The organism is Mucilaginibacter sp. FW306-07-L (assembly GCF_058782065.1).
Genome location: NZ_JBYSXI010000001.1, coordinates 1,975,585 through 1,997,228 on the forward strand (window position 1 = coordinate 1,975,585; position 21,644 = coordinate 1,997,228).

A 21,644-nucleotide genomic window follows, 5' to 3' on the forward strand; every position below is an offset into this window, starting at 1 on the left:
AAATTTAAATACAATAAGGTACTGTTGAGCTTAACAATGGCGGTGGTTATAATAGCTGGTTGTAAAAAGCTTGATCAGGAACCACAATCAGCAGCTACTCCACCTGCCGTGTTTGGTAGTGTTGAGGGTTTGCAGCTATATGCTAATTCCTTTTACGAAATATTGCCTGATGCCGGCGCCTTAGTTCGGGGTGATGCCATGGCCGATTACGCTGCCCGCACATCGGTTCCTGATTTTTTACGGCCCGGAGCTTATGGCCCACAACAAAGCACAGGCTGGTCATGGACTTACTGGTCTGCCTTGAGAAATATCAATTATTTTATAATGAATAACGTAAGGCCTCAAATACCTGAAGATAAGCGCCGTCATTTTAATGGATTGGCCCGGTTTTTTCGTGCTTGGTTTTATTTTGACAAGCTCAAGCGTTTTGGCGATGTGCCATGGATTAACACCCCAATGGCCGAAGATGATCCGAAGCTTTATGCAGGCCGCGATTCGCGCACACTTGTGGTTGATTCCATTATAGCCGATTTAGACTATGCCGCGCAAAATATTACCACAACAAATGATGCATCGCGTACTCAGATCACCAAAAACATAGTTTACGCGTTTAAATCAAGGGTATGCTTGTTTGAAGGTACTTTCCGTAAATACCACAACGAATATAAACTGGAATCATCAGCCAATGGTTTATTGCAACAGGCGGCTGATGCCGCTAAAATGGTAATTGATGCAAATGCGTTCTCGCTAAATACAGCCGGTGGTACCGATAAAGCATACCGTCAGCTATTTACCAGCACTACACCTGTTAGTAACGAAGTAATGCTGGCTGCCGTTGTTGATCCTGCTCTGGGCGTTTTTAACGATGCCAACTGGTATTGGACAAGCGCCACCTATGGGGATCGCCTTAGCCTGATACGTACTTTTGTAAATACGTACTTAACTATAGATGGTACACCGTTTACCGAAAAAACAGGTTATAGAACGATGCAGTTTGCCGAAGAAATTAAAGGCCGTGACTTGCGTTTGCAGCAAACTATCCGTATGGGAAACTACACCCGTTTAAACGGCACCAAACAAGAGTTAACTCCTCCTGCATTTTCATACACGTATACAGGTTATCATCCAATAAAATTTACGCTTGACGATATATCAATGGATGGTGGTACGCGCAACACCAATTCAATACCATCAATACGTTATGCTGAAGTGTTACTGAATTATGCCGAAGCAAAGGCTGAGCTTGGTACCCTTACTGATGCGGATTGGAATATTACTGTTGGTGCCTTGCGCCGCCGGGCAGGCATAACGGGCAACACAAGCGCTAAGCCAACAACGGTTGATACATATTTGCAAACCAATTATTTTCCGGAAATAAGTGACCCTTCGTTACTGGAGATCAGACGTGAGCGGGGTATAGAACTGGTTTTCGAGGGTTTCCGCTTTAATGATATAGTTCGTTGGAAACGGGGTGAGTTAATGGATCAAACCTGGAATGGCATCTATGTGCCAGAGCTTAATACACCTATAGACCTGAATGGCGATGGTGTACTTGATGTAGCCTTTTACCGTACCATGCCAACTGCTATAGCCGGTGTTACTTATGTAAGCGTAGCGGATAACTTATCAACCGGATCAGTAAACCCGCAACGTCTAAATAGCAATAACGAGCTTACCTGGCTTACAAACGTAACACGTAAGTGGGATGATAAATATTATCTTTACCCAATACCTGAAGCCGAAAGGCTAATAAACCCAAAACTTGGTCAAAACCCCGGCTGGTAAAATTAAATAACACAGTACTATGAAAATTAAACACTTATTTGTTTCGGCATTGCTTTTAATGGCAAGCGGTGCAACGCAGGCACAGCATTTAATTGCAGGCTCGTTCAACTTACGTTTTGATAACGCCGGCGATACCGGCAACTTATGGGTAAACCGCGCGCCGGTAGCCGCAGCACTTATCCGCTTTCATGATTTTGACGTGTTAGGTACGCAGGAAGGCCGTGCTAATCAGCTTCAGGACCTGAGCAAGGCATTGCCTGAATATGAGCGTTATGGCGCAGGCCGTGATGATGGTAAAGAAGGAGGAGAGCACTCGGCCATCTTCTTTAAAAAAGATCGTTTCCAGGTATTAAAGAAAGGTGATTTCTGGCTGTCAGAAACGCCGGACAAACCGGGATTAGGCTGGGATGCTACCTGCTGCAACCGTATATGTTCGTGGGTATATCTGCTTGATAAGCAGAGCAAAAAAAAGTTTTATTTCTTTAATGCGCACTTTGATCATCAGGGAAAAATCGCCCGCGAGGAAAGCAGCAAACTTATCCTGAAAAAGATAAAAGAGATAGCCGGCAACGAGAAAGCTATTTTTACCGGTGACCTTAACGGCGACCATGAAAGCACCTGGTATCAGCGTTTGGCTACTTCAGGTTACTTAAAGGATACCTATAAATTAGCTAAACATCCTTACATCTTCAACGCATCGTTCAATAACTTCGGAAAGGCATTGGATAAGGATGGCATTATCGATCATATTTTTACAACCGGTACGGCCGATGTTAAACGCTGGGGCATATTAACTGATAGCTACCGCGGCAAATTCCCGTCAGACCATTTTCCGGTACTGGCCGAGTTTACATTTTAATATTTCTGTTTTCTATTTTAACAAGCCTCCCCAAAAGGGAGGCTTTGTTGTTAGCCCGTAATTTTATTTTCAACAGATAGGTGAGCTAATAAATTAATTATATTTTTGCTGGATAACATACAGGTCGCGTTAGTAGGCGATCTTTTTGAAAAACTTATTTATATAAACTGGCCCTATCAGTATATGAAAAGGCCGAATCATAGTTGTAGATGATTAATATTACACTCCCTGATGGTTCCGTTCGTCAATACGACAAAGGAATCACTTCCATGCAGATCGCGCAGTCGATCTCCGAAGGTTTAGCACGTAACGTATTAGCAGCCGAAGTAAACGGCCAAGTTTGGGATGCCAGTCGCCCTATCGAGGAAGACAGCAGCATTAAGCTCCTGACCTGGAATGATACCAATGGTAAATCAACCTTCTGGCATTCATCAGCCCACTTAATGGCCGAGGCTTTAGAAGCCTTGTACCCGGGTACCAAATTCGGTATCGGCCCGGCTATTGAAACAGGTTTTTATTACGACGTGGACTTTGGCGACCGCGAATTCTCATCCGAAGAATTTAAAAAGATTGAAGACAAGGTTATCGAGCTGGCTAAGGCTAAATCGGAGTTTATCCGTAAGCCGGTTAGCAAAGCCGATGCTATTGAATATTTTACCGAGAAAGGTGATGAGTACAAGCTCGACCTGATCAAGGATCTGCCCGACGGTGCCATTACTTTTTACACCCAGGGCAACTTTACCGATCTTTGCCGTGGCCCTCATATTCCGAATACAGGATTTGTAAAAGCGGTTAAATTAATGAGCGTTGCCGGTGCCTACTGGCGTGGCGATGAAAGCCGTAAACAGCTTACCCGTATTTACGGTGTAACTTTTACCAAGCAAAGCGAGCTTACCGAATACCTGCACATGCTGGAGGAAGCTAAAAAGCGCGACCACCGCAAATTGGGTAAAGAATTGGAGCTGTTTACCTTCTCTGAAAAGGTAGGCATGGGCTTGCCATTGTGGTTACCTAAAGGTGCCGCCCTGCGCGAACGTTTGACCAGCTTTTTGCAAAAGGCACAAACCAAAGCAGGTTATGAGCAGGTAATTACCCCGCACATCGGGCATAAAAACCTGTATGTAACCTCGGGGCATTATGAAAAATATGGTGCCGATTCGTTCCAGCCTATAAAAACACCGCAGGAAGGAGAGGAGTTCCTGTTAAAGCCCATGAACTGCCCGCACCATTGCGAGATATATAAATCAAAACCACGTTCGTATAAGGATCTTCCGGTACGTTATGCGGAGTTTGGTACCGTATACCGTTACGAGCAAAGCGGCGAGTTGCATGGTTTAACCCGTGTGCGCGGCTTTACGCAGGATGATGCCCACTTATTTTGCCGCCCTGACCAGGTAAAGGAAGAATTTAAAAAGGTTATTGACCTTGTATTATACGTTTTCGGCGCACTTGGTTTTGAGGACTACACAGCACAGATATCACTGCGTGACCCGGAAAATAAAACCAAATACATAGGTACTGACGAGAATTGGGCACTTGCCGAAAACGCGATAAAAGAAGCGGCTGACGAAAAAGGCTTAAAAACCGTAGTTGAACTTGGCGAAGCGGCCTTTTACGGCCCTAAACTTGACTTTATGGTAAAGGATGCCCTTGGCCGCAAATGGCAACTGGGTACTATACAGGTAGATTATAACCTGCCTGAGCGTTTTGAACTTGAATATACCGGCAGCGATAACCAGAAGCACCGCCCGGTAATGATCCACCGTGCACCTTTTGGTTCAATGGAACGTTTTGTAGCCGTGCTTATTGAGCACTGTGCCGGTAACTTTCCGCTATGGCTTTCTCCGGAGCAATACATAATTCTCCCTATATCTGAAAAATATGAAGAATATGCAAAAAAACTTTCGGATGTGTTAAAAGATTCCGATATTTGCGGGCTAATTGACTTCAGAGATGAGAAGATCGGTAGAAAGATCCGCGATGCTGAAGTTAAAAAGATCCCTTACATGCTAATTGTTGGCGAAAAGGAAGCTGCGGAGAATGTGGTTTCAATTCGTAAACATGGCCAGGGAGACCTGGGTAGCATGAGTGTAGAGGAATTTATAAAACAGATAACTAAAGAAATAAAAGTATAACTTGGCTTTAAACAGACCGTTCAACAGAGGACCAAGGCCCCCTTTCAAGAAAAAAGAGGCCGAACACAACATCAATCAGTTCATCAAGGCACAAGAGGTTCGTCTTGTTGGTGATAATGTAGAAAACGGCGTGTATTCACTACGTGACGCACTCGCCATTGCCACTGAGCAGGAGCTTGACCTTGTTGAAATATCGCCAAACGCCAACCCGCCTGTTTGTAAAGTAACAGACTATAATAAGTTTATTTACGAGCAGAAGAAAAAGCTGAAGGAGATAAAAAGCAACGCCAAACAAACCGTTATTAAAGAGATACGTTTTGGCCCTAATACTGATGATCATGACTTTGAATTTAAACTCAAGCATGCGATGAAGTTTTTGGAGTCGAACGAGAAGGTGCGTGCTTACGTACACTTTAAAGGCCGTTCAATTGTTTACAAAGAGCAGGGTGAAATACTTTTGCTGAAATTTGCACAAGCACTTGAAGAGGTTGGTAAAGTAGAGCAATTGCCAAAACTCGAAGGTAAACGTATGTTTTTAACCGTTGCACCTAAAGGCGCTAAAAAATAAGGCTTTAATGTACATATGCGTGAATATGCAGATGTGCGGATGAAAAAAATATATTCGAAATCGCAAATTCGATATTCGAAATAAAAATAAAACGTTGCGAAAACGTCTAAACACAAATAAATAAGAGTTATGCCAAAAATGAAAACCAATTCCAGTGCTAAAAAGCGCTTTAAGCTTACTGGAACCGGTAAAATTGCCAGAAAAAACGCATACAAAAGCCACATCTTAACCAAGATGTCAACCAAACGTAAGCGTAACTTAGGTCACACCAGTTTAGTTTCTGATGCTGACATGGGTAACGTAAAACGTATGCTTTGTATCGGCAAGTAATTAACTATTTTTTTTAACCAGGTATTAGAGTACAAAGTTCGCGTTAAGCGGCACTCACTACCAAAAACAACAACACATGCCACGTTCAGTAAACGCCGTAGCTTCCAGAAGAAGGCGTAAAAAAATCATGAACCTCGCCAAAGGTTATTGGGGTTCACGCAGCAAGGTTTATACCATTGCAAAAAACACAGTTGAAAAAGGTTTACAGTATGCTTACCGCGACCGTAAAACCAAAAAAAGAGAGTTCAGGGCTTTATGGATACAGCGTATTAACGCAGGTGCCCGTCAGCACGGAATTTCATATTCGCAATTAATGGGCAAATTAGCCGCTAAAGAGATCGGTTTAAACCGTAAGGTATTAGCTGACTTGGCTATGAACAACCCTGATGCATTCAAAGCAATTATTGACGCAGTAAAATAGTTCTGTTTAGCAACGTTTTACATTAAAAAACGCCCGGTAGTAAAATACCGGGCGTTTTTTATTTGCCTGATATTTTAGTTTATAAATATTATTTACATATTAAGGCAAATTTAAGCCCACCAACCAATTTGAAGCTGCCCAAACCTGTTATTGATAAGATCAATGAATTTGCACCTTATGCGGAAATGATGCCGGGTGTAACCATTATTCATCACATTGCCGACTTTTCAGTGGTATACATGTGTACCAAAGGCCTGAATTTGTTAGGTGTTACCCTTAACGAATTACAGGAAATGGGTACTGCTTACTATCCGCAGTATTTTAATATGGAATACATGGAAGGCTTACTGCCAAAAATGGAATTGCTGTTGCAGGAAAACAAGCTGAATGAAAGTTTTAGTTATTTTCAGCAGGTAAAGTTCGCGCAAAAGAATGAGTGGACCTGGCATATTACATCAACAGGTATATTTATGCGCGATGATGATGGCAAGCCTTTGCTCACCATAACCATAGCGCTACCAATTGAAAACATGAAGGAAGTGGAGCCCAAAGCCGAACGTTTATTACAGGAAAATCAGTTTCTGAAGAAGCATGCGGAGCGCTTTTCATCATTAAGTAAACGGGAGGTAAGTATCCTGAAATTAGTAGCCAAAGGCAAAAGCTCACCTGAAATAGCTGAAGAGCTTTTTATCTCCGCAGAAACCGTACAAACACACCGGCGTAACATTAAGCAAAAACTCAACATCTCAAGCAGCTTTGAGTTTACTGAATACGCACGCGCTTTTAATTTAATATAAAAAAGGTCAAACCGTAAATAACAGTTTGACTTTTTACTAATGTGTTTTTTTACTATGATAATACAACGAAATCATCTTTTGAAGATATCTCGCGAGTATCGTTGTCAATATCCATGTATTGCTTAAAGTTTTGCACATCTGCATTAACCATATTTTTAAATACAGGATTTATGACGTGTGCGATAGCAGCGCCGAATCCTCCTGCTGGTGGCTGATAAGTAATTACTACATCAATCAGCGTTCCGCCGTTCTCGGCATCTCTAAAACGTACCTTGCCGGCATTATCAATAATTGATCCGGGTAACGAGTTCCAGCCGATCATGTAGCCGGGTTCATCCTTTACTATCTCAGCATCCCAGCTTACTTTAGCTACATTGGCCGGTAATTTTAACTCCCAGTGCGAGCGGTTGTTATCCAGTATCTGCACACTTTCCAAATGCTTCATAAATAAAGGCAGGTTATCCAGTTGCCTCCAAAACTCATACACCTGTACACGTGGTTTATCAACCACAAATGACGAGCGTATGTTAACGTTCACCACATCATCAGTAGTAGTTTTGCCTATGCGGGTATATAGCTCACAATGGCCGGTAACCCCTCGTGTAAGTAAGTAACCACCCGCCCCAAGCTTTATGATACTTGAAAAAGGGCTTTTAAATAAATTTTTAAATCCTGATATACCCAATTTTACGCCTGTAGCAATTGAGATATAACGCTCGGGCCAGGTTAAATTTATAGGCTCTTCCTCAAGGACCGGGCCTTTATAGCGATTAGCTAATTGTAATGCTGTGTTTGACATAGCTGTTTGTTTTTTAAGTAGATAACTCTATAACAACCTGTAAGAAAATGAGTTTTGTTTAAATTAAAAAACATGAATGGCACTAATGTATATTACCGCTTAAACATGCGGCTATTTATTGTACATTTGTGCGCTTTTGGTTTTGTGTTGCATCATCTGTTGCTTCACAAATTAAAAGGGAATGCGGTGCAACTCCGCAACTGTCCCGCAGCTGTAAGCTCTGTAACCAAAGCCCCATCAAATGCCACTGTAGTTTAACTGTGGGAAGGCCGGGGCAAGAGGGGAGTAAGTCAGAAGACCTGCCATAAGTAATAATTATTCAAAGCTTTCGGGGATTGGAGCTTGAATGGTATACCGCTGTACGGTGGTGTATTCATCCGTCGCATTCCCCTGCAATATACTGTGTAGCCCAAATGCTGATCAACATACTATCTGTTTTAAAATACAACCGCTCAGTTAAAGCGGTAACAATGGCCTGCATATTCAGCTTGTTTTGCTTAACCGCTACAGGGCAAACAGATACAACTACCAAACTGAACCAAGTTAACATACAAGGCCATACCACAACTTTGGTACCTGCAACACTGCCGGTGCAGATTGTCAGCTCATCTGATTTTTCAAAATACAGCGCCTTTAGCGTAGCTGATGCGGTTCGCAATTTTTCGGGCGTTAATGTACGTGATTATGGCGGCATCGGCGGCCTGAAAACCGTATCGGTAAGAGGGATGGGGGCTAACTATACCAGCGTTTTGTACGATGGTATTATGCTGAATGACGCGCAAACAGGGCAGATAGACCTGGGCAGGTTTAATCTACTCAATCTGCAGCAAATTGCGTTATACATAGCTCAGCCTTTAGAGATTTGCTTACCAGCACGCTCATACACCAACTCTGCTATAATATCGTTGGTAACAACACGACCTCAGTTAAGCGCATCAAAACCTTATAAAATTATCACCGGTATCCGTACAGGCAGCTTCGGCTTGGTAAACCCATACCTGCAATGGCAGCAACGTTTAAGCGATAGCTGGTCGTTTGTTTTAAATGGCTATACCCAGAATGCTAATGGAAACTATCGCTTTAAAAGTAATTTTGGCGGGCGCGATACCATTGGCAGGCGTGTTAACAGTACTGTGGCAGCACAACAAATTGATGGCGGTATTTATTACAGCAATAGCGACAGCAGCAAATTTCGCCTCCATTTTAATTATACCAATACCAGCCGTGGCTTACCCGGTCCCGTAATTTTGAATGCCGTTTACCAGGATCAGCATTTGGTAAACCAGGATGCCTTTATCCAAGCCGCTTATGAGCGCTTATGGAAAAACAGTTTGCACTTGCTGTTAAGCACTAAGGCATCGCATAATTATCAGCATTACACCGATGCCTACTTTTTAAACAATAACGGCGGCGCAAACGAACATTATACCCAGCGTGAGTTGTACCAATCGGCAGCGCTATCATACAAGCCTTTAAAAAACTGGGAAGTATCCTACGCGTCAGATATATCGCTGGTTGATATGGATATTGATGTTTACCAATACGCATTTCCTAAGCGGCTATCGTTATACAATGTACTCGCCAGTAATTTTAGCGCGGGCAGATTTACGTTGCAGGGCAGCTTGCTCAATACTTATCTTAATGATGATACGCAGACGGCGGCCGCTGCCAAATCCAGATCAGCATTTAGTCCGACAATTGTAGTTAACTATAGGGTGCTTAAAAATGACGCGTTAACGCTACGGGCATTTTATAAGAACCTGTACCGCTATCCAAACCTATCCGAACAATATTATTACGCTGTGCAGCCACGCAATCTTCAACCCGAGCAGGCGAGGCAGTATGATTTTGGTGCCGTGTATTCAAAGAATTTCGACGGCTTTCTGGAACATCTATCAGTTAGTGCCGATGGTTATTATTACAACATTAAAAACAAGCTATTCACTTTTCCGGGCCGCTCCGCCGAAATTATCAGTGTGCGTAATATAGGCAAGGTAGATATGCGCGGGCTTGACCTGAATTTAAAATCGACCTTTACGCCGGTATACGGATGGGCTGGATCATTCTCTGCGGCTTATACTTACCAAAGAGCTATTGATGTAAGTAACGTAAATGATTCGTTTTACCGTGAACAGATACCATACACGCCGCGGCATACACTTGCCCTGAACGCTAGTGTAAAGCATCATGGCTTCGGCATATTTTATAACCACATCCTGTCATCACCGAGATACTATTTAAGCAATAACATACCGGCTTATTATGTGGCAGGCTACCAGGTTGGCGATGCTTCGGTTACTTATGATTTTAGTTTGTATGGCAAAAGCATACATACTGCTGCCGAAGTAAACAACCTGTTTAACAGCAACTATGTGATCGTTAATAGCTACCCCATGCCATCGCGATCCCTACGTTTAACCTTTCAATTAACAATTTAATATATCAATATGAAATCATTTAAACACAGCTACTTATTACTTTTATCCGCACTGTCATTACTTATTGCATCATGTAGTAAGGATGACGAACCTATAGATCAAACACCTATGTTAGGCAATGGTGTGTTCGTTGTAAATCAAGGCTCCCCGTCGGCAAGTAATGCTTCATTAACCTTTTATAATACCGATACCCGGAAAGCCATCGCGGATGTATTTTCAGCGGTTAACGGCACAAACATCGGCTCAATAGCTAATGATGCCGCTATTTACGGATCAAAGATGTATATTACTGTTAACATATCAAGCACGCTGGAAATCATCAACCCTAAAACAGGCAAGCTGATCAAACATATCGACATAAAAAACGGCAGCGTAAATCGCCAGCCGAGGTATGTGGCCTTTTACAAAAACAAAGCATACATCACTTCTTATGATAACACGGTAGCCGTACTGGATACAGCCAGCCTTGAAATTGAAAAATTCATTAATGTTGGGCGCAATCCTGAGCAAATGGCTATCGCCAATGGTAAACTTTACGTAGCTAATTCCGGCGGACTTGATTTTGGCAATCCGGACAAAACGGTTTCGGTTATTAATCTGAATACAAACACGGAGCTCAAAAAAATTGAGGTGCCCGCTAACCCGGTTAGCCTCGCTGCTGATGCAGGGGGTGATATTTACGTTATTTCGAACGGTGATTACGACAAAATTTTACCGGCGCTTACTATCATAAACAGTGCTACCGATGTAGTAAAATCAAGCCAAACGGCTGATGTAGGTTATGGAAGCCCGATTACTGTATCAGGCAATTCAGCTTATATAATTTCAGGTTCAGGCAAGATCCAGGTTTATAACACCGCTACTGACGCGATTGTTAATCCTAGCTTTGTAACTGATAATACCACTTTGGGCGCTCCTTATGCCCTTGCAGTTAACCCTATAAACAACGAGGTTTATATTGCTGATGCTAAAGATTACTCTTCAAACGGTAAGCTATATATTTTCGGCACCAACGGTGTACGCAAGGACAGTGTAACAACAGGATTGATACCAGGCAAAATAGTGTTCACAAGCAACTAACATTGCAGTATACTAATTGCTATATTATCGCTAATTTCGCATATAAATAATTACAATGCCGAAAATAAACATGAACACCCGTAACACGGTACTTATATTAATGATAATTGGCGCTATTGCCATGCGTTTTGTTACCTACAACTTTCAGGAGTTAAGTAATTTTACACCCATTGGCGCGGTGGCCCTTTTTGCCGGTACTTATTTTAACGATAAATGGAAATCGTACCTGGTACCTTTGCTGGTGTTGTTTATAAGTAATATTGGCATTAATTACCTCTATACCAGGCATGTTACGCTGTTTTCATGGTTTGATGTGGTAACTTATTTGTGCTTTGCGTTAACCGTTTTCATCGGCTCATTTATCAAAAAAGTGAATGTGCTCAATGTATTGGCCGGCTCTGTAGCTTCGGCATTAATATTTTGGCTGATTACAGACCTGCCTTTTCTTTACGGTACTTTTTACACGCATGATATAAGCGGTTACATAACTTCATTAACCAGTGCCTTACCATTTTTGCGTAACATGGTTATGAGTGATGTTATTTTCGGATTATTGCTTTACGGCGGCTTTGAATTAGCGAAAAACAAATACACCATTTTACGCGGCAGGCACGAGCTTGCCATGTAAATTGTAGCAATAATAATTTACAAGCGGTTCCATTTAAGGGCCGCTTTTTTTGTTTATTTATATTTGAGATGATGAAACATATTGTAGTATTAACCGGGGCAGGAATAAGCGCCGAAAGCGGCCTTAAAACCTTTAGAGATAGTGATGGACTATGGGAAGGGCATAACATTGAGGATGTGGCCACACCGCAAGCCTGGCGGCGTAACCCAGAACTGGTACAGGAGTTTTATAACATGCGCCGAAAATCTGTTTTAGAAGCTAAACCTAACGCCGCGCATTACGCGCTTGCCGCTTTAGAGGAGAAGTATAAGGTTTCCATCATTACTCAAAATATTGATGACCTGCATGAGCGTGCCGGGTCAACTAATGTGATGCATTTGCATGGCATCATTACCAAATCGCAAAGCAGCCTTAACCCTGATCTTACCTATCCCATAAATGGTTGGGAAATAAAAATGGGAGAGAAGTGCGAATTGGGTTCGCAACTACGCGCGCATGTAGTATGGTTTGGAGAAGATGTACCGATGATCGGTCCCGCTGCCAAACTTTGTGCACAAGCCGATATATTTATTTTGGTTGGCACATCCCTCGCAGTTTACCCGGCAGCAGGCTTAGTAAATTACGTTAAGCATGATGTAGTCAAATATATCATCGATCCTAAATTACCCGATGTGCACATCCGTAATGTAATACCTATTGCAGAGAAGGCATCAACAGGATTAGTAGGGGTTGTAGATAAGCTATTAAAGAGTGCCAAATAAAATTTGGCTTTGATATTTTTAAATTCATTAATAATTTATATTCAATGAGATACATTTAACATAAAAACTATTACTTTAATAATTATATCTGAAATATGCATCCTTAAAATCAGTGCGCATTTCTAAAAACCGGGCGGCAACTTTGTTTAAAAACTCCTCATCAAGCACTTCAAAAACACTGTTAACACCATCGGTCAAATCCATTTCGGGTATCTTGTAACTCTGTTCTAAACTGCCCTGCTCCATTTTTACAATGAACTTGTTGTTCATATTAAGAATGGATATTTTAAACTCAGGATGAGGTAATTCCGCGATAATTCTCATATTATAATAAATCTTTTAAAGGGTTAATGCCATTAATTGTACCGTAACTGGCAACCGGCCTAAAGCGTGCGAACAGCTCCTCGCTGTACCAGTTCTCCATTCTCGTTTTCTTGATCACTTCGGCGTGTTCTTTACTTTTATAGGCAAAGGCTTTCATTAGTTCTTCACTTTGCCAAAAAGAGATAGTGGCCTGGCGGTAAACCGGTGCTTCGCCTACGCCAACAGAAGTAATATAACCAGACGCGTCTTTCATCAGCTTAGCTACGCCATCAACATTAGCCCAAAAACTTTTAAGCTGATTAAGGCGTATTGTAGCCCTTGTTAACACGACGACCGGCCCGTTATACTCTTTTACAGGAATACTGCTTCTAAAGGGGTCTTTGCCATCCCATTTGCCGTGACTTTGCAAGGGTTCACATACCACCGTCCAGCTTTCGCTGCAAAAACGCCGCCACCAGCCTGCAATAAAGGATTTTTTTCGGAAACGTTCAAAATCATGAGGGTTATTCCATGCAGCCAGCAATCCCCATTGCCGCCAATCGGGTGTAAGGTCAAATGTACCGTTACGGCCCGTACCTAATAACTTCCAGAAAGTACAGCCCTGTTGCAGCATTAAGGGTAAGCGGTGTATGGCCATGGCAAACAAAGCCAGGGGCATAAAGGCTTTTTTGTATCTAACAATGGTAATACTTACAATCATCGTGGCTAAATTAAACTTTATAAATATGATAATCGGCTTATTTTACTTTACCACAAGCTTATTTACATTTGCCTTATGGCTGAGGATTTAAAAATTACAGAACAGGGAACCAAGCAGGAACAATACGAAACGCTGATTCCGCAAATTGAAGCTTTACTTTATGGTGAAAAAGACCTTGTTGCCAACCTGGCCAATGTTGCTGCCGCTTTAAAAGAACAGTTTAAGTGGTTTTGGGTTGGATTTTATTTAGTTAAGGATGAGCAATTAGTACTCGGCCCGTTCCAGGGTCCGGTAGCCTGTACGCGCATTGCCAAAGGCAGGGGTGTATGCGGGTCATCATGGGCTCAACAGCATACTTTAATAGTGCCGGATGTAGAAGCATTCCCGGGCCATATCGCTTGCAGTTCCTTATCGCGTTCAGAGATCGTTATACCGCTATTATCAGGTGATAATGTAGTTGGTGTACTTGATGTTGATAGCGCCGAACTTAATGAATTTGATGAAACAGATGCCCTTTACCTAGAGCAGATAGTTAAGCTGATCCGCTTTTAATGAGCCGGGTATATTTAATTCCCGGCTTGGGTGCCGATTGCCGTATTTATAAAAACATTGATCTTGATGGGCATGATGTTACTTACGTAAACTGGATTGAACCAACCGCTACAGATATTTTAACTACTTATTCACAAAAGCTTATAAATAAATATAATATACAGCCGGAGTCAATACTGATTGGTAACTCAATGGGTGGTATGATTGCTATTGAAATAGCCAACATCATGCCTATGCGAAAAACCATTTTAATATCAAGCATTAAGTCGTGCGACGAAGCTTCAGCATACTTTTCGTTTTTCAGGGCAGTGCCTCTCTATAAAATAATTCCGGCTAAATTATTTACGTCGATGGGCTTCCTGGTGAGGATAGCATTTGGTAAGATGCAGCGGGATGATCAGATGCTGTTTCAGGATATGCTCAGGAAAACATCGCCCACATTTATGAAGTGGGCAATAGGTGCTATACTCAATTGGCAAAACAGAAACATTCCTGACAATGTTTATCATATAACCGGCAGCAGTGATGTACTTTTTGATTGCCGCAAAGCCGCAGGCTCACAAATTATTAAGAACGGAACTCACATTATGATATTTAACCGCGCTGATGAGATAAACCTAATGCTAAAAAACATCCTTTCAGCATGAAGTTGCCGCATTCATTTTACTTAGGGGGCGATGTAATTGATATCAGCCGCAAGCTGTTGGGCAAGTATCTTTTTACCAATATAGATGGTTTAATTACAGGTGGATATATTGTTGAAACAGAAGCCTATAATGGCATTATAGACAAAGCATCCCATGCTTATGGCAACAGGCGCACCGGCCGTACAGAAACCATGTTTCAACAGGGCGGACGAGCTTATGTTTATCTATGCTATGGCATCCACGAAATGTTTAATGTGGTAACAGCAATTGAGGGTATACCACATGCCGTATTGATCCGTGCGATTGTACCTACAGAAGGTTTAGACATTATGCAGGCCAGGCGTAATATGCCTGTGGTTAAACCCAATATTACCGCCGGACCCGGATCTGTGGCAAAGGCGTTAGGCATATCCCGCAAAATAAATGCGGCTAGCTTATCGGGCGATACGATATGGATTGAGGACAGAGGGTTGACGTTCAAAGACGAAGAAGTACAAGCCGCACCCAGGATAGGGGTTGCTTATGCCGGTGATGATGCCTTGCTGCCGTACCGGTTTTATGTAAAGGGAAACCCTTATGTTAGCAAACCGAATAAGTAAACATTTATTAGCAGATTTTACTATTATTGACCTAAATGAAATATCAAACTACCGCAGAATTTGCTCATGAGCTTGATGCCGCTGATAAGTTGGGAGGCTTTAAAAATGAGTTTTTAATACCCCAGCATAACGGACACGACGCGATTTACCTATGCGGTAACTCTTTGGGATTACAACCCAAATCAGCACAGCACTATCTAACAGAACAATTAAATGCCTGGCAAAGCAAAGCCGTTGAGGGTTGGTTTGATGGTGAAAAGCCTTGGCTTAGCTATCATAAAGAGGTTGCGGCACTTGTAGCGCCCATAGTTGGTGCCGAAACCAGCGAGGTTACGGTGATGAATTCACTTACAGTAAACCTGCATTTGTTATTGGTAAGTTTTTATAATCCAACAAATAAACGTTATAAAATACTGATGGAAGCCGGTGCTTTTCCATCAGACCAATATGCCATTGAAAGCCAGGTTAAATTTTACGACAGAGAGCCGCAAGATGCAATTATTGAAATTAAACCGAGAGCCGGTGAACATACCTTACGCACTGAGGACATACTAAACGCTATTGATCAACATAAAGATGAATTGACTTTATTGCTTTTTGGAGGCATTAATTATTATACCGGCCAGGTGTTTGATATGCAAACTATCACCAAAGCAGCCCATACGGTAGGGGCCTATGCCGGGTTTGACCTGGCACATGCGGCAGGTAATGTGCCGGTGCAATTACACGATTGGGATGTTGATTTTGCGTGCTGGTGTTCCTATAAATATATGAATTCAGGTCCGGGTGGTATCAGCGGCATTTTTGTACATCAAAAGCACCATCAAAATACAGCGCTTAAACGCTTTGCCGGTTGGTGGGGATACCGTGAAGACAAGCGATTTTTAATGCAACCCGGCTTTGATCCCGCCATCGGTGCCGAAGGCTGGCAGGTGAGCACCAGCCCCATAATGCTATTAGCTTTACATAAAGCATCGTTGGATATATTTAAAAAAGCCGGCGGCATCAATGTGCTCAGAGAAAAGAGCTTGTTGTTAACAGGTTATTTTGAGTTTTTGATCAATGAAATAAACCAATCACAAGGCCGTGAAATTTACAAGATCATTACACCTGGTGATGCTGAAGCGCGTGGCTGCCAGTTATCGGTAATATGTAACTATAAGGCTAAGGAGATTTTCAACTATTTGGTGAGCAAAGGCATCATAGGCGACTGGCGCGAACCGGATGTGATCAGGCTCAGTGCTGTACCATTGTATAATACATATAATAATGTTTATATCGCTTGTCAGGCTTTAGGTGAAGCAATCAAAGTAATTAATATTTAATCAAGTATATGATAAACTATAACCCGAAGGAGTGGTTTCGATTTATATTTACCTTTCATCGTGCGGATACGCTTCGTGAGCTTTTTCCGCTGATAGTTGCGGTGAGCGCATATGCGGCCGCAATAGAATTTATACTTACCGATCTGTTTAAAATAACGCAGGACAACACCCTGACGAAAATCACCTATGTGCACCAAACCATAGGGTTTTTGTTCTCTTTGTTACTGGCTTTCCGTATCAACTCAGCTTATGACAGGTGGTGGGAAGGCCGTAAACTATGGGGAAGCCTTACCAACAACAGCCGTAATTTGGCCATCAAGCTGAAACATGTGGTAGAAAATCCTGAAGATATCGCATTCTTTAATTTTGTTATACCCTTATACGCCCGTTCGCTGATGCACCATTTGCGCGATAAATACCAACCGGAAGAGCAGGATATTATTTATATCAATCCGAATAAACATGTACCAAATCAGATAGCATCGGCTATTATTGAGCGGGCTTTTAAATTGAATAAGGTGGGTGTTATCAACCAGGAGCAACTAATAAGCATAAATGCGGAGCTAACCTCGTTCACTGATATTTGCGGGGCCTGTGAGCGTATTAAAAAAACACCCATACCATTTTCCTATAGCGTATTCATCAAAAAGTTCATCTTTACTTACATCATGACGTTGCCATTTGCCTGGGCATTTACCTTAGGCTATTATTTGGTGCCTTTCATAGCGTTCATTCTGTTTGTGTTTGCCAGCGTAGAGTTGATAGCTGAAGAGATAGAAAACCCTTTTGGCCTTGATGCTAATGACCTGCCACTGCAAAATATTAGTGATAATATTAAACAACACGTTGCCGAAATATTTTACTAATGCTGAAAATAGCTTTTGATCCCGGATACGTTCTCCCTTTGCCTGAAGGGCACCGGTTTCCGATGCTTAAATATGAGCTTATACCGGGGCAGTTGCTGCATGAAGGTGTTATCACGCAGGACAATCTGTTTTCACCAGGAGAATGCCCGGAGGATGTTATCCTGCTTACGCATGAGGCCGGCTATTGGACAAGCTTGCGCGATTTAACGCTAACTCCAAAGGAGATCAGGCGTACAGGTTTCCCGCTTTCTGCCGAATTGGTAAAGCGAGAGATCCGTATAGCGCAAGGCACCATTGATGGTTGCCGGTACGCGTTTGAATATGGCATAGCCTTCAACGTTGCCGGTGGTACACACCATGCCGGCAGCAATTGGGGTGAGGGATTTTGCCTGTTGAACGATCAGGCTATAGCAGCTAACTATTTATTAAACAAAAAATTAGCAAAATCTATCTTAATTATTGATTTAGATGTCCATCAGGGAAATGGCACTGCGGAAATTTTTGAACAGGAGCTAAACGTATTTACTTTCTCTATGCACGGAGCTAATAACTTTCCGTACCGAAAAGAACGGTCTGATAAGGACATTGGCCTGCCGGATGCAGTTACGGATGAAGAATACCTGGGCATTTTGCAACAAACACTTCCGCAGATCATCGATCAGCAAAAATCTGATTTTATATTTTACCTGGCGGGCGTTGATGTATTAGCAACCGACAAATTAGGCCGCCTGGCCATGACACGTGAAGGGTGTATGGAGCGTGACCGTTTTGTACTTGAACAATGCCATAGCAGGAGTATACCGGTACAGGTAAGTATGGGTGGGGGCTACTCACCTCAAATACGGGACATAGTTGAAGCACACTGTAATACCTACCGCATTGCTAACAATATCTACTTCTGAATTAAGGGATTAGCACCAGCTTCTTGCTTATTTTATTGAAGCGATAATACAGCATAATCGCCGCCGCTCCAAGTCCGCATACTAAACCGCACCATACACCATTAGCACCGTATCCCATTCGGATGCCAATTAGGTAGCCTATGGGTAAGCCAATAATCCAGTAAGCTATAAAAGTGATAAGGGTAGGTATATTTACATCGCCCATGCCTCTTAATATTCCCAAGCCAACAACCTGTGCACCATCAAAAACCTGGAACACGGCTGCGAGCAATAACAATTGCGAGGCAATAGCGATTACCTGTACATCATTAGTAATTATCCAGGGTAACCAAGGGTTAGCTACAACAAATAACACCGCGGTAAAGGCCATAAATATCAGTACAATATGATAGCTTGCCAATGCCGAAAGCCTGAGCTGATTATAATTTTTAGCCCCGATATTATTGCCCGATTTTATAGCAGCCGCGGAGGATAACCCCGTGGCTACCATAAACGTTACCGCGGCCATATTAATAGCCACCTGGTGCGCGGCCTGCTCAATAGCGCCGATGGTGCCGATCATGATATTTGCGCCGCCAAACGCGCTAACCTCAAAGGTGCTTTGGAGTGATACAGGTATTCCGATCTTTAATATTTTAAAGGCACGAGCCTTATCAATATGGGTAATAACAAATGTTTTAAGATACTTTTTAAACCGTGGCGCACGTAAAACGTAAACGGCCATCACTATCGCCATCAGGCTGCGGTCAATCAAAGTACTGTAACCCACACCTCGGATGCCCATAGGCTCGATACCGAATAAGCCCTTAACAAAGGTTAAACCCAGAATGATATTGATTACGTTACCCCATATTGATATTTGCATGGCTTGTTTTGTAAAGCCAAGCCCTTCGGCAAACTGCTTGAATGTGCTGAATATAAGCAGGGGAATGATGGAGAAGCCAAGCAATATAAAAAAGGGCTTTGCTTCGGCAACAACAGCGGGCGACTGGTTTAAATGATCGAGCACGTATACCGAGCCGAAATACATCGCCGTAAAAAGCACTAAACTGGTAATTATGTTTATGATGAGGCTGTTTGAAAGCAGCCTGCCGCATTCTTCAAAGTTACCCCGGCCATTCTCCTGCGAAATAAGCGGCGTTATGCCATACGATATGCCAATACCGATCAGCATCGGAATAATAAATATGCTGCCTACCAATGATACCGCCGCTAACGCTACCGTACCCACAAAATGCCCCACAACAATGCTATCTGCCAAGTGAGTAGCGATGTGGCCTACCTGTGATATTATAATAGGAATAGCCAGTTTTAAAGTATCCCGGTAGTGTGGCTTAAACTTCAGGTAGATCTGTTTCATAACGAATGGAATTATGGGCCGGCAAAAATAGTGATTACGCCGGTAATAAGCTATTCGTTACGCTGCGGTATAAAACTCCTCCTTTTCGCTGGTATGCACCAAGATAACGCCGGACAGAACCAGATCAACCAAAATGCGCTGTGCCCTGCGGCGGCCGATATTGATCAATGCGCAAAATTGTTTTACAGTGATACGGCCCATTTCATCCAGGTATTCAAGCAATGCTTTCTCCTTTGATGAATACTCGATCAGTACACCCTGATCTTCATTTGACCGCTTTAACACATCAACCACAATTTTACTTGCCAGCACGCTTTTGTCTTTTACGCGAATGTAAACCCACCATTTTCCGTCCTCGGCAAGTGCGTAATGGGGCTTGTTATCACCCGGCAAAATTTCAGCTACCAGCACAATTTTATGGTCGATGTATACTTCTTCAAATACAGGCTCCAAAGCCGGGCGGCAATAAAAATGCGCGGCCTTGGTAAGCATATATTTTTCTTCCTCTTCAGATTTTACGCCCAGTATGGCCCCGTTATCAGCAACACCGACTAATAGTTTTCCGCCTTTATTATTAGCGAATGAAACCATTGTTTTAGCGATTTTTTCATATCGGGTAATCGTCTTTTTAAAATCGAGCGAAACACCTTCACCTTCCAGGATCAATCTTTTAATGTTCATTTCACTTCCTTTATGTTATCAGCCTTTAAGGTGTAAGGGGTATAAATGCCCATCCAGCGTTCAGGGGTAGTTATCGGCTCAAAGCCAAATTGTTTGTATAAGCCATGTGCATCAGCGGTAGCTAATAACCAGCGGCGCAAACCTTGTAATTCCGTATCGTTCAAGATGGTTTGAACCAACCACTTTGATAAGCCAATTCCACGGTGCCCATTCAAAATAAAAACATCACATAAGTAAGCAAATGTAGCCTTATCAGTAACCACACGTGCAAAACCTACCTGGATGCCATGGTGGTAAATACCGTAACAAACAGCGTTATCAATAGCAGTGGTTAATTTCTCAAAAGGCATTCCTTTTGCCCAGTAGGATTCAGTGTTGAGGTAGTTGTATACACCCTCAATATCGATGCGGGTTTTATCCGTAGAAATTTCATAACCTTTATTAGTAAAGTAGGCATCATTCATCATAACACTCATTTAGCAGCCTCCTTTTCAAAAACAAAGTTCAGGTTGCGCAGGTAGATCTCGTTGGTGAGCGATACACATAGCTCACCATAAACATCATACATATCTACCGAATAACTTTTTACATGCTTACCCTGATTGATCAGATCATATTCTATTAAAGCAATATCATCACCGGATAACCTGATATTAAAGTTTAAAGCCGTACGTGCCGGTTTTAAGTATTGTATGGCCGATGATTTAAGCCAGGCAATAACCTTGTAGCCTTTATGGGTAAATAACTGATGTAAAAGCACCGGGTAAAATGGATCAGCGGCAGCGAAAATCGTTCCGCCAAATATAGATTTGTTGTAGTTTATATTTAAAAAGCTTTTGCTAATGCGCACACTCAAGCCGGTAAAACCAGGTTCAACTTTTTGTAGCCAGATACGCTGAAAGAGGAGAGGGGGGTAAAAACGCATAGCCCATTTGAGGGTATTTTCGCTCACAACCATAATGCATAAATATAGCATTAACAGATTAAACAACGTGCTATAATTTGTCAAAAAAAACTGTTAAATAAGTGTTTGTTATATATCTAAACGATCACTAAAAATTTAAAACTTTGTATTTTTTGAATAACA

The 21,644-nt window shown here is 42.2% G+C and carries 24 protein-coding genes and 1 riboswitch; of the genes, 17 read left to right on the forward strand and 7 right to left on the reverse strand.

Annotation, left to right across the window (positions count from 1 at the left end):
• Positions 1 to 36 precede the first annotated feature (36 nt).
• From AC3WJC_RS08665 to AC3WJC_RS08695, 7 genes are all read left to right on the forward strand, one after another.
• A complete protein-coding gene (locus AC3WJC_RS08665; protein WP_492398685.1) occupies positions 37 to 1,785 on the forward strand; it encodes a RagB/SusD family nutrient uptake outer membrane protein in 1,749 nt (582 codons plus the stop codon).
• Positions 1,786 to 1,804: 19 nt separating this feature from the next.
• On the forward strand, positions 1,805 to 2,644 hold the full coding sequence (locus AC3WJC_RS08670) for an endonuclease/exonuclease/phosphatase family protein (RefSeq protein ID WP_492398686.1): 840 nt from the start codon (positions 1,805 to 1,807) through the stop codon (positions 2,642 to 2,644).
• 209 nt (positions 2,645 to 2,853) lie between these two features.
• Complete coding sequence (gene thrS, locus AC3WJC_RS08675) at positions 2,854 to 4,779, forward strand: threonine--tRNA ligase (RefSeq protein ID WP_492398687.1); 1,926 nt, start codon at positions 2,854 to 2,856, stop codon at positions 4,777 to 4,779.
• A gap of 1 nt (position 4,780) precedes the next feature.
• Complete coding sequence (infC, locus tag AC3WJC_RS08680; RefSeq protein WP_492398688.1) at positions 4,781 to 5,347, forward strand: translation initiation factor IF-3; 567 nt, start codon at positions 4,781 to 4,783, stop codon at positions 5,345 to 5,347.
• Between the two features lie 129 nt (positions 5,348 to 5,476).
• On the forward strand, positions 5,477 to 5,677 hold the full coding sequence (gene rpmI, locus AC3WJC_RS08685; protein ID WP_173413919.1) for a 50S ribosomal protein L35: 201 nt from the start codon (positions 5,477 to 5,479) through the stop codon (positions 5,675 to 5,677).
• Positions 5,678 to 5,753: 76 nt separating this feature from the next.
• A complete protein-coding gene (rplT, locus tag AC3WJC_RS08690; RefSeq protein ID WP_492398689.1) occupies positions 5,754 to 6,098 on the forward strand; it encodes a 50S ribosomal protein L20 in 345 nt (114 codons plus the stop codon).
• Positions 6,099 to 6,226: 128 nt separating this feature from the next.
• Positions 6,227 to 6,895, forward strand: coding sequence for a helix-turn-helix transcriptional regulator (locus tag AC3WJC_RS08695; RefSeq protein WP_492398690.1), 669 nt, complete (start codon positions 6,227 to 6,229; stop codon positions 6,893 to 6,895).
• Positions 6,896 to 6,947: 52 nt separating this feature from the next.
• On the opposite strand, the gene AC3WJC_RS08700 is transcribed toward AC3WJC_RS08695, so the two are convergent.
• A complete protein-coding gene (locus tag AC3WJC_RS08700; protein ID WP_492398691.1) occupies positions 6,948 to 7,694 on the reverse strand; it encodes an SRPBCC family protein in 747 nt (248 codons plus the stop codon).
• Between the two features lie 120 nt (positions 7,695 to 7,814).
• A riboswitch (cobalamin riboswitch) is annotated at positions 7,815 to 8,015 on the forward strand.
• 92 nt (positions 8,016 to 8,107) lie between these two features.
• On the opposite strand from AC3WJC_RS08700, the gene AC3WJC_RS08705 reads away from it, so the two are divergent.
• The 4 genes from AC3WJC_RS08705 (at position 8,108) to AC3WJC_RS08720 (ending at position 12,601) form a co-directional block, all read left to right on the forward strand.
• Positions 8,108 to 10,132, forward strand: coding sequence for a TonB-dependent receptor plug domain-containing protein (locus tag AC3WJC_RS08705; RefSeq protein ID WP_492398692.1), 2,025 nt, complete (start codon positions 8,108 to 8,110; stop codon positions 10,130 to 10,132).
• Between the two features lie 9 nt (positions 10,133 to 10,141).
• The gene (locus tag AC3WJC_RS08710; protein ID WP_492398693.1) at positions 10,142 to 11,212 is read left to right on the forward strand and encodes a DUF5074 domain-containing protein; all 1,071 of its coding nucleotides are present in this window, start codon (positions 10,142 to 10,144) and stop codon (positions 11,210 to 11,212) included.
• A gap of 55 nt (positions 11,213 to 11,267) precedes the next feature.
• Entirely contained in the window at positions 11,268 to 11,840 is a 573-nt protein-coding gene (locus AC3WJC_RS08715) for a DUF6580 family putative transport protein (protein WP_492398694.1), read from the forward strand.
• Between the two features lie 71 nt (positions 11,841 to 11,911).
• The gene (locus AC3WJC_RS08720; RefSeq protein WP_492398991.1) at positions 11,912 to 12,601 is read left to right on the forward strand and encodes an SIR2 family NAD-dependent protein deacylase; all 690 of its coding nucleotides are present in this window, start codon (positions 11,912 to 11,914) and stop codon (positions 12,599 to 12,601) included.
• A 75-nt stretch (positions 12,602 to 12,676) separates the two neighbouring features.
• Here AC3WJC_RS08720 and AC3WJC_RS08725 read toward each other — a convergent pair whose 3' ends face one another.
• Positions 12,677 to 12,925 (reverse strand): hypothetical protein, encoded by a 249-nt coding sequence (locus AC3WJC_RS08725; RefSeq protein WP_492398695.1) that lies wholly within the window; start codon positions 12,923 to 12,925, stop codon positions 12,677 to 12,679.
• A gap of 1 nt (position 12,926) precedes the next feature.
• Positions 12,927 to 13,625, reverse strand: coding sequence for a DUF3291 domain-containing protein (locus tag AC3WJC_RS08730; protein WP_492398696.1), 699 nt, complete (start codon positions 13,623 to 13,625; stop codon positions 12,927 to 12,929).
• A gap of 75 nt (positions 13,626 to 13,700) precedes the next feature.
• Here AC3WJC_RS08730 and AC3WJC_RS08735 point away from each other — a divergent pair, with 75 nt between their 5' ends.
• The 6 genes from AC3WJC_RS08735 to AC3WJC_RS08760 are packed head-to-tail and all read left to right on the forward strand — an operon-like array spanning position 13,701 to position 18,516.
• Positions 13,701 to 14,177 (forward strand): GAF domain-containing protein, encoded by a 477-nt coding sequence (locus tag AC3WJC_RS08735; protein WP_492398697.1) that lies wholly within the window; start codon positions 13,701 to 13,703, stop codon positions 14,175 to 14,177.
• Positions 14,177 to 14,824, forward strand: coding sequence for an alpha/beta hydrolase (locus AC3WJC_RS08740; protein WP_492398698.1), 648 nt, complete (start codon positions 14,177 to 14,179; stop codon positions 14,822 to 14,824). The genes AC3WJC_RS08735 and AC3WJC_RS08740 overlap by 1 nt, the downstream gene beginning before the upstream one ends.
• Complete coding sequence (locus AC3WJC_RS08745; RefSeq protein ID WP_492398699.1) at positions 14,821 to 15,423, forward strand: DNA-3-methyladenine glycosylase; 603 nt, start codon at positions 14,821 to 14,823, stop codon at positions 15,421 to 15,423. Before AC3WJC_RS08740 ends, AC3WJC_RS08745 begins: the two co-directional genes overlap by 4 nt.
• Positions 15,424 to 15,458: 35 nt before the next feature.
• Positions 15,459 to 16,748 carry a kynureninase gene (kynU, locus tag AC3WJC_RS08750; protein WP_492398700.1) on the forward strand — a complete coding sequence of 430 codons (1,290 nt, stop codon included), beginning with the start codon at positions 15,459 to 15,461 and terminating at the stop codon, positions 16,746 to 16,748.
• 8 nt (positions 16,749 to 16,756) lie between these two features.
• Positions 16,757 to 17,614: a bestrophin family protein gene (locus AC3WJC_RS08755; RefSeq protein ID WP_492398701.1), complete on the forward strand. Its 858-nt coding sequence runs from the start codon at positions 16,757 to 16,759 to the stop codon at positions 17,612 to 17,614.
• Positions 17,614 to 18,516: a histone deacetylase family protein gene (locus tag AC3WJC_RS08760; protein WP_492398702.1), complete on the forward strand. Its 903-nt coding sequence runs from the start codon at positions 17,614 to 17,616 to the stop codon at positions 18,514 to 18,516. The genes AC3WJC_RS08755 and AC3WJC_RS08760 overlap by 1 nt, the downstream gene beginning before the upstream one ends.
• 1 nt (position 18,517) lies before the next feature.
• Here AC3WJC_RS08760 and AC3WJC_RS08765 read toward each other — a convergent pair whose 3' ends face one another.
• From AC3WJC_RS08765 to AC3WJC_RS08780, 4 genes are read right to left on the reverse strand one after another with little or no spacing between them, the layout of a single operon-like run.
• A complete protein-coding gene (locus AC3WJC_RS08765; protein ID WP_492398703.1) occupies positions 18,518 to 19,876 on the reverse strand; it encodes an MATE family efflux transporter in 1,359 nt (452 codons plus the stop codon).
• A 57-nt stretch (positions 19,877 to 19,933) separates the two neighbouring features.
• Positions 19,934 to 20,557 (reverse strand): AlbA family DNA-binding domain-containing protein, encoded by a 624-nt coding sequence (locus tag AC3WJC_RS08770; RefSeq protein ID WP_492398704.1) that lies wholly within the window; start codon positions 20,555 to 20,557, stop codon positions 19,934 to 19,936.
• Entirely contained in the window at positions 20,554 to 21,033 is a 480-nt protein-coding gene (locus AC3WJC_RS08775) for a GNAT family N-acetyltransferase (RefSeq protein WP_492398705.1), read from the reverse strand. The genes AC3WJC_RS08770 and AC3WJC_RS08775 overlap by 4 nt, the downstream gene beginning before the upstream one ends.
• On the reverse strand, positions 21,030 to 21,515 hold the full coding sequence (locus AC3WJC_RS08780) for a DUF4442 domain-containing protein (RefSeq protein WP_492398992.1): 486 nt from the start codon (positions 21,513 to 21,515) through the stop codon (positions 21,030 to 21,032). The genes AC3WJC_RS08775 and AC3WJC_RS08780 overlap by 4 nt, the downstream gene beginning before the upstream one ends.
• Between the last annotated feature and the right edge of the window lie 129 nt (positions 21,516 to 21,644).

Coding starts and splice junctions, on each gene's coding strand:
- AC3WJC_RS08665 (WP_492398685.1), top strand. CDS start 37: ATGGCGGTGGTTATAATAGCTGGTTGTAAAAAGCTTGATCAGGAACCA.
- AC3WJC_RS08745 (WP_492398699.1), top strand. CDS start 14,821: ATGAAGTTGCCGCATTCATTTTACTTAGGGGGCGATGTAATTGATATC.
- AC3WJC_RS08670 (WP_492398686.1), top strand. CDS start 1,805: ATGAAAATTAAACACTTATTTGTTTCGGCATTGCTTTTAATGGCAAGC.
- AC3WJC_RS08735 (WP_492398697.1), top strand. CDS start 13,701: ATGGCTGAGGATTTAAAAATTACAGAACAGGGAACCAAGCAGGAACAA.
- rpmI (WP_173413919.1), top strand. CDS start 5,477: ATGCCAAAAATGAAAACCAATTCCAGTGCTAAAAAGCGCTTTAAGCTT.
- AC3WJC_RS08730 (WP_492398696.1), bottom strand. CDS start 13,625: ATGATTGTAAGTATTACCATTGTTAGATACAAAAAAGCCTTTATGCCC.
- AC3WJC_RS08700 (WP_492398691.1), bottom strand. CDS start 7,694: ATGTCAAACACAGCATTACAATTAGCTAATCGCTATAAAGGCCCGGTC.
- AC3WJC_RS08760 (WP_492398702.1), top strand. CDS start 17,614: ATGCTGAAAATAGCTTTTGATCCCGGATACGTTCTCCCTTTGCCTGAA.
- AC3WJC_RS08755 (WP_492398701.1), top strand. CDS start 16,757: ATGATAAACTATAACCCGAAGGAGTGGTTTCGATTTATATTTACCTTT.
- AC3WJC_RS08720 (WP_492398991.1), top strand. CDS start 11,912: ATGAAACATATTGTAGTATTAACCGGGGCAGGAATAAGCGCCGAAAGC.
- kynU (WP_492398700.1), top strand. CDS start 15,459: ATGAAATATCAAACTACCGCAGAATTTGCTCATGAGCTTGATGCCGCT.
- AC3WJC_RS08710 (WP_492398693.1), top strand. CDS start 10,142: ATGAAATCATTTAAACACAGCTACTTATTACTTTTATCCGCACTGTCA.
- thrS (WP_492398687.1), top strand. CDS start 2,854: ATGATTAATATTACACTCCCTGATGGTTCCGTTCGTCAATACGACAAA.
- AC3WJC_RS08775 (WP_492398705.1), bottom strand. CDS start 21,033: ATGAGTGTTATGATGAATGATGCCTACTTTACTAATAAAGGTTATGAA.
- AC3WJC_RS08770 (WP_492398704.1), bottom strand. CDS start 20,557: ATGAACATTAAAAGATTGATCCTGGAAGGTGAAGGTGTTTCGCTCGAT.
- AC3WJC_RS08740 (WP_492398698.1), top strand. CDS start 14,177: ATGAGCCGGGTATATTTAATTCCCGGCTTGGGTGCCGATTGCCGTATT.
- rplT (WP_492398689.1), top strand. CDS start 5,754: ATGCCACGTTCAGTAAACGCCGTAGCTTCCAGAAGAAGGCGTAAAAAA.
- AC3WJC_RS08715 (WP_492398694.1), top strand. CDS start 11,268: ATGCCGAAAATAAACATGAACACCCGTAACACGGTACTTATATTAATG.
- AC3WJC_RS08780 (WP_492398992.1), bottom strand. CDS start 21,515: ATGGTTGTGAGCGAAAATACCCTCAAATGGGCTATGCGTTTTTACCCC.
- AC3WJC_RS08725 (WP_492398695.1), bottom strand. CDS start 12,925: ATGAGAATTATCGCGGAATTACCTCATCCTGAGTTTAAAATATCCATT.
- AC3WJC_RS08765 (WP_492398703.1), bottom strand. CDS start 19,876: ATGAAACAGATCTACCTGAAGTTTAAGCCACACTACCGGGATACTTTA.
- AC3WJC_RS08705 (WP_492398692.1), top strand. CDS start 8,108: ATGCTGATCAACATACTATCTGTTTTAAAATACAACCGCTCAGTTAAA.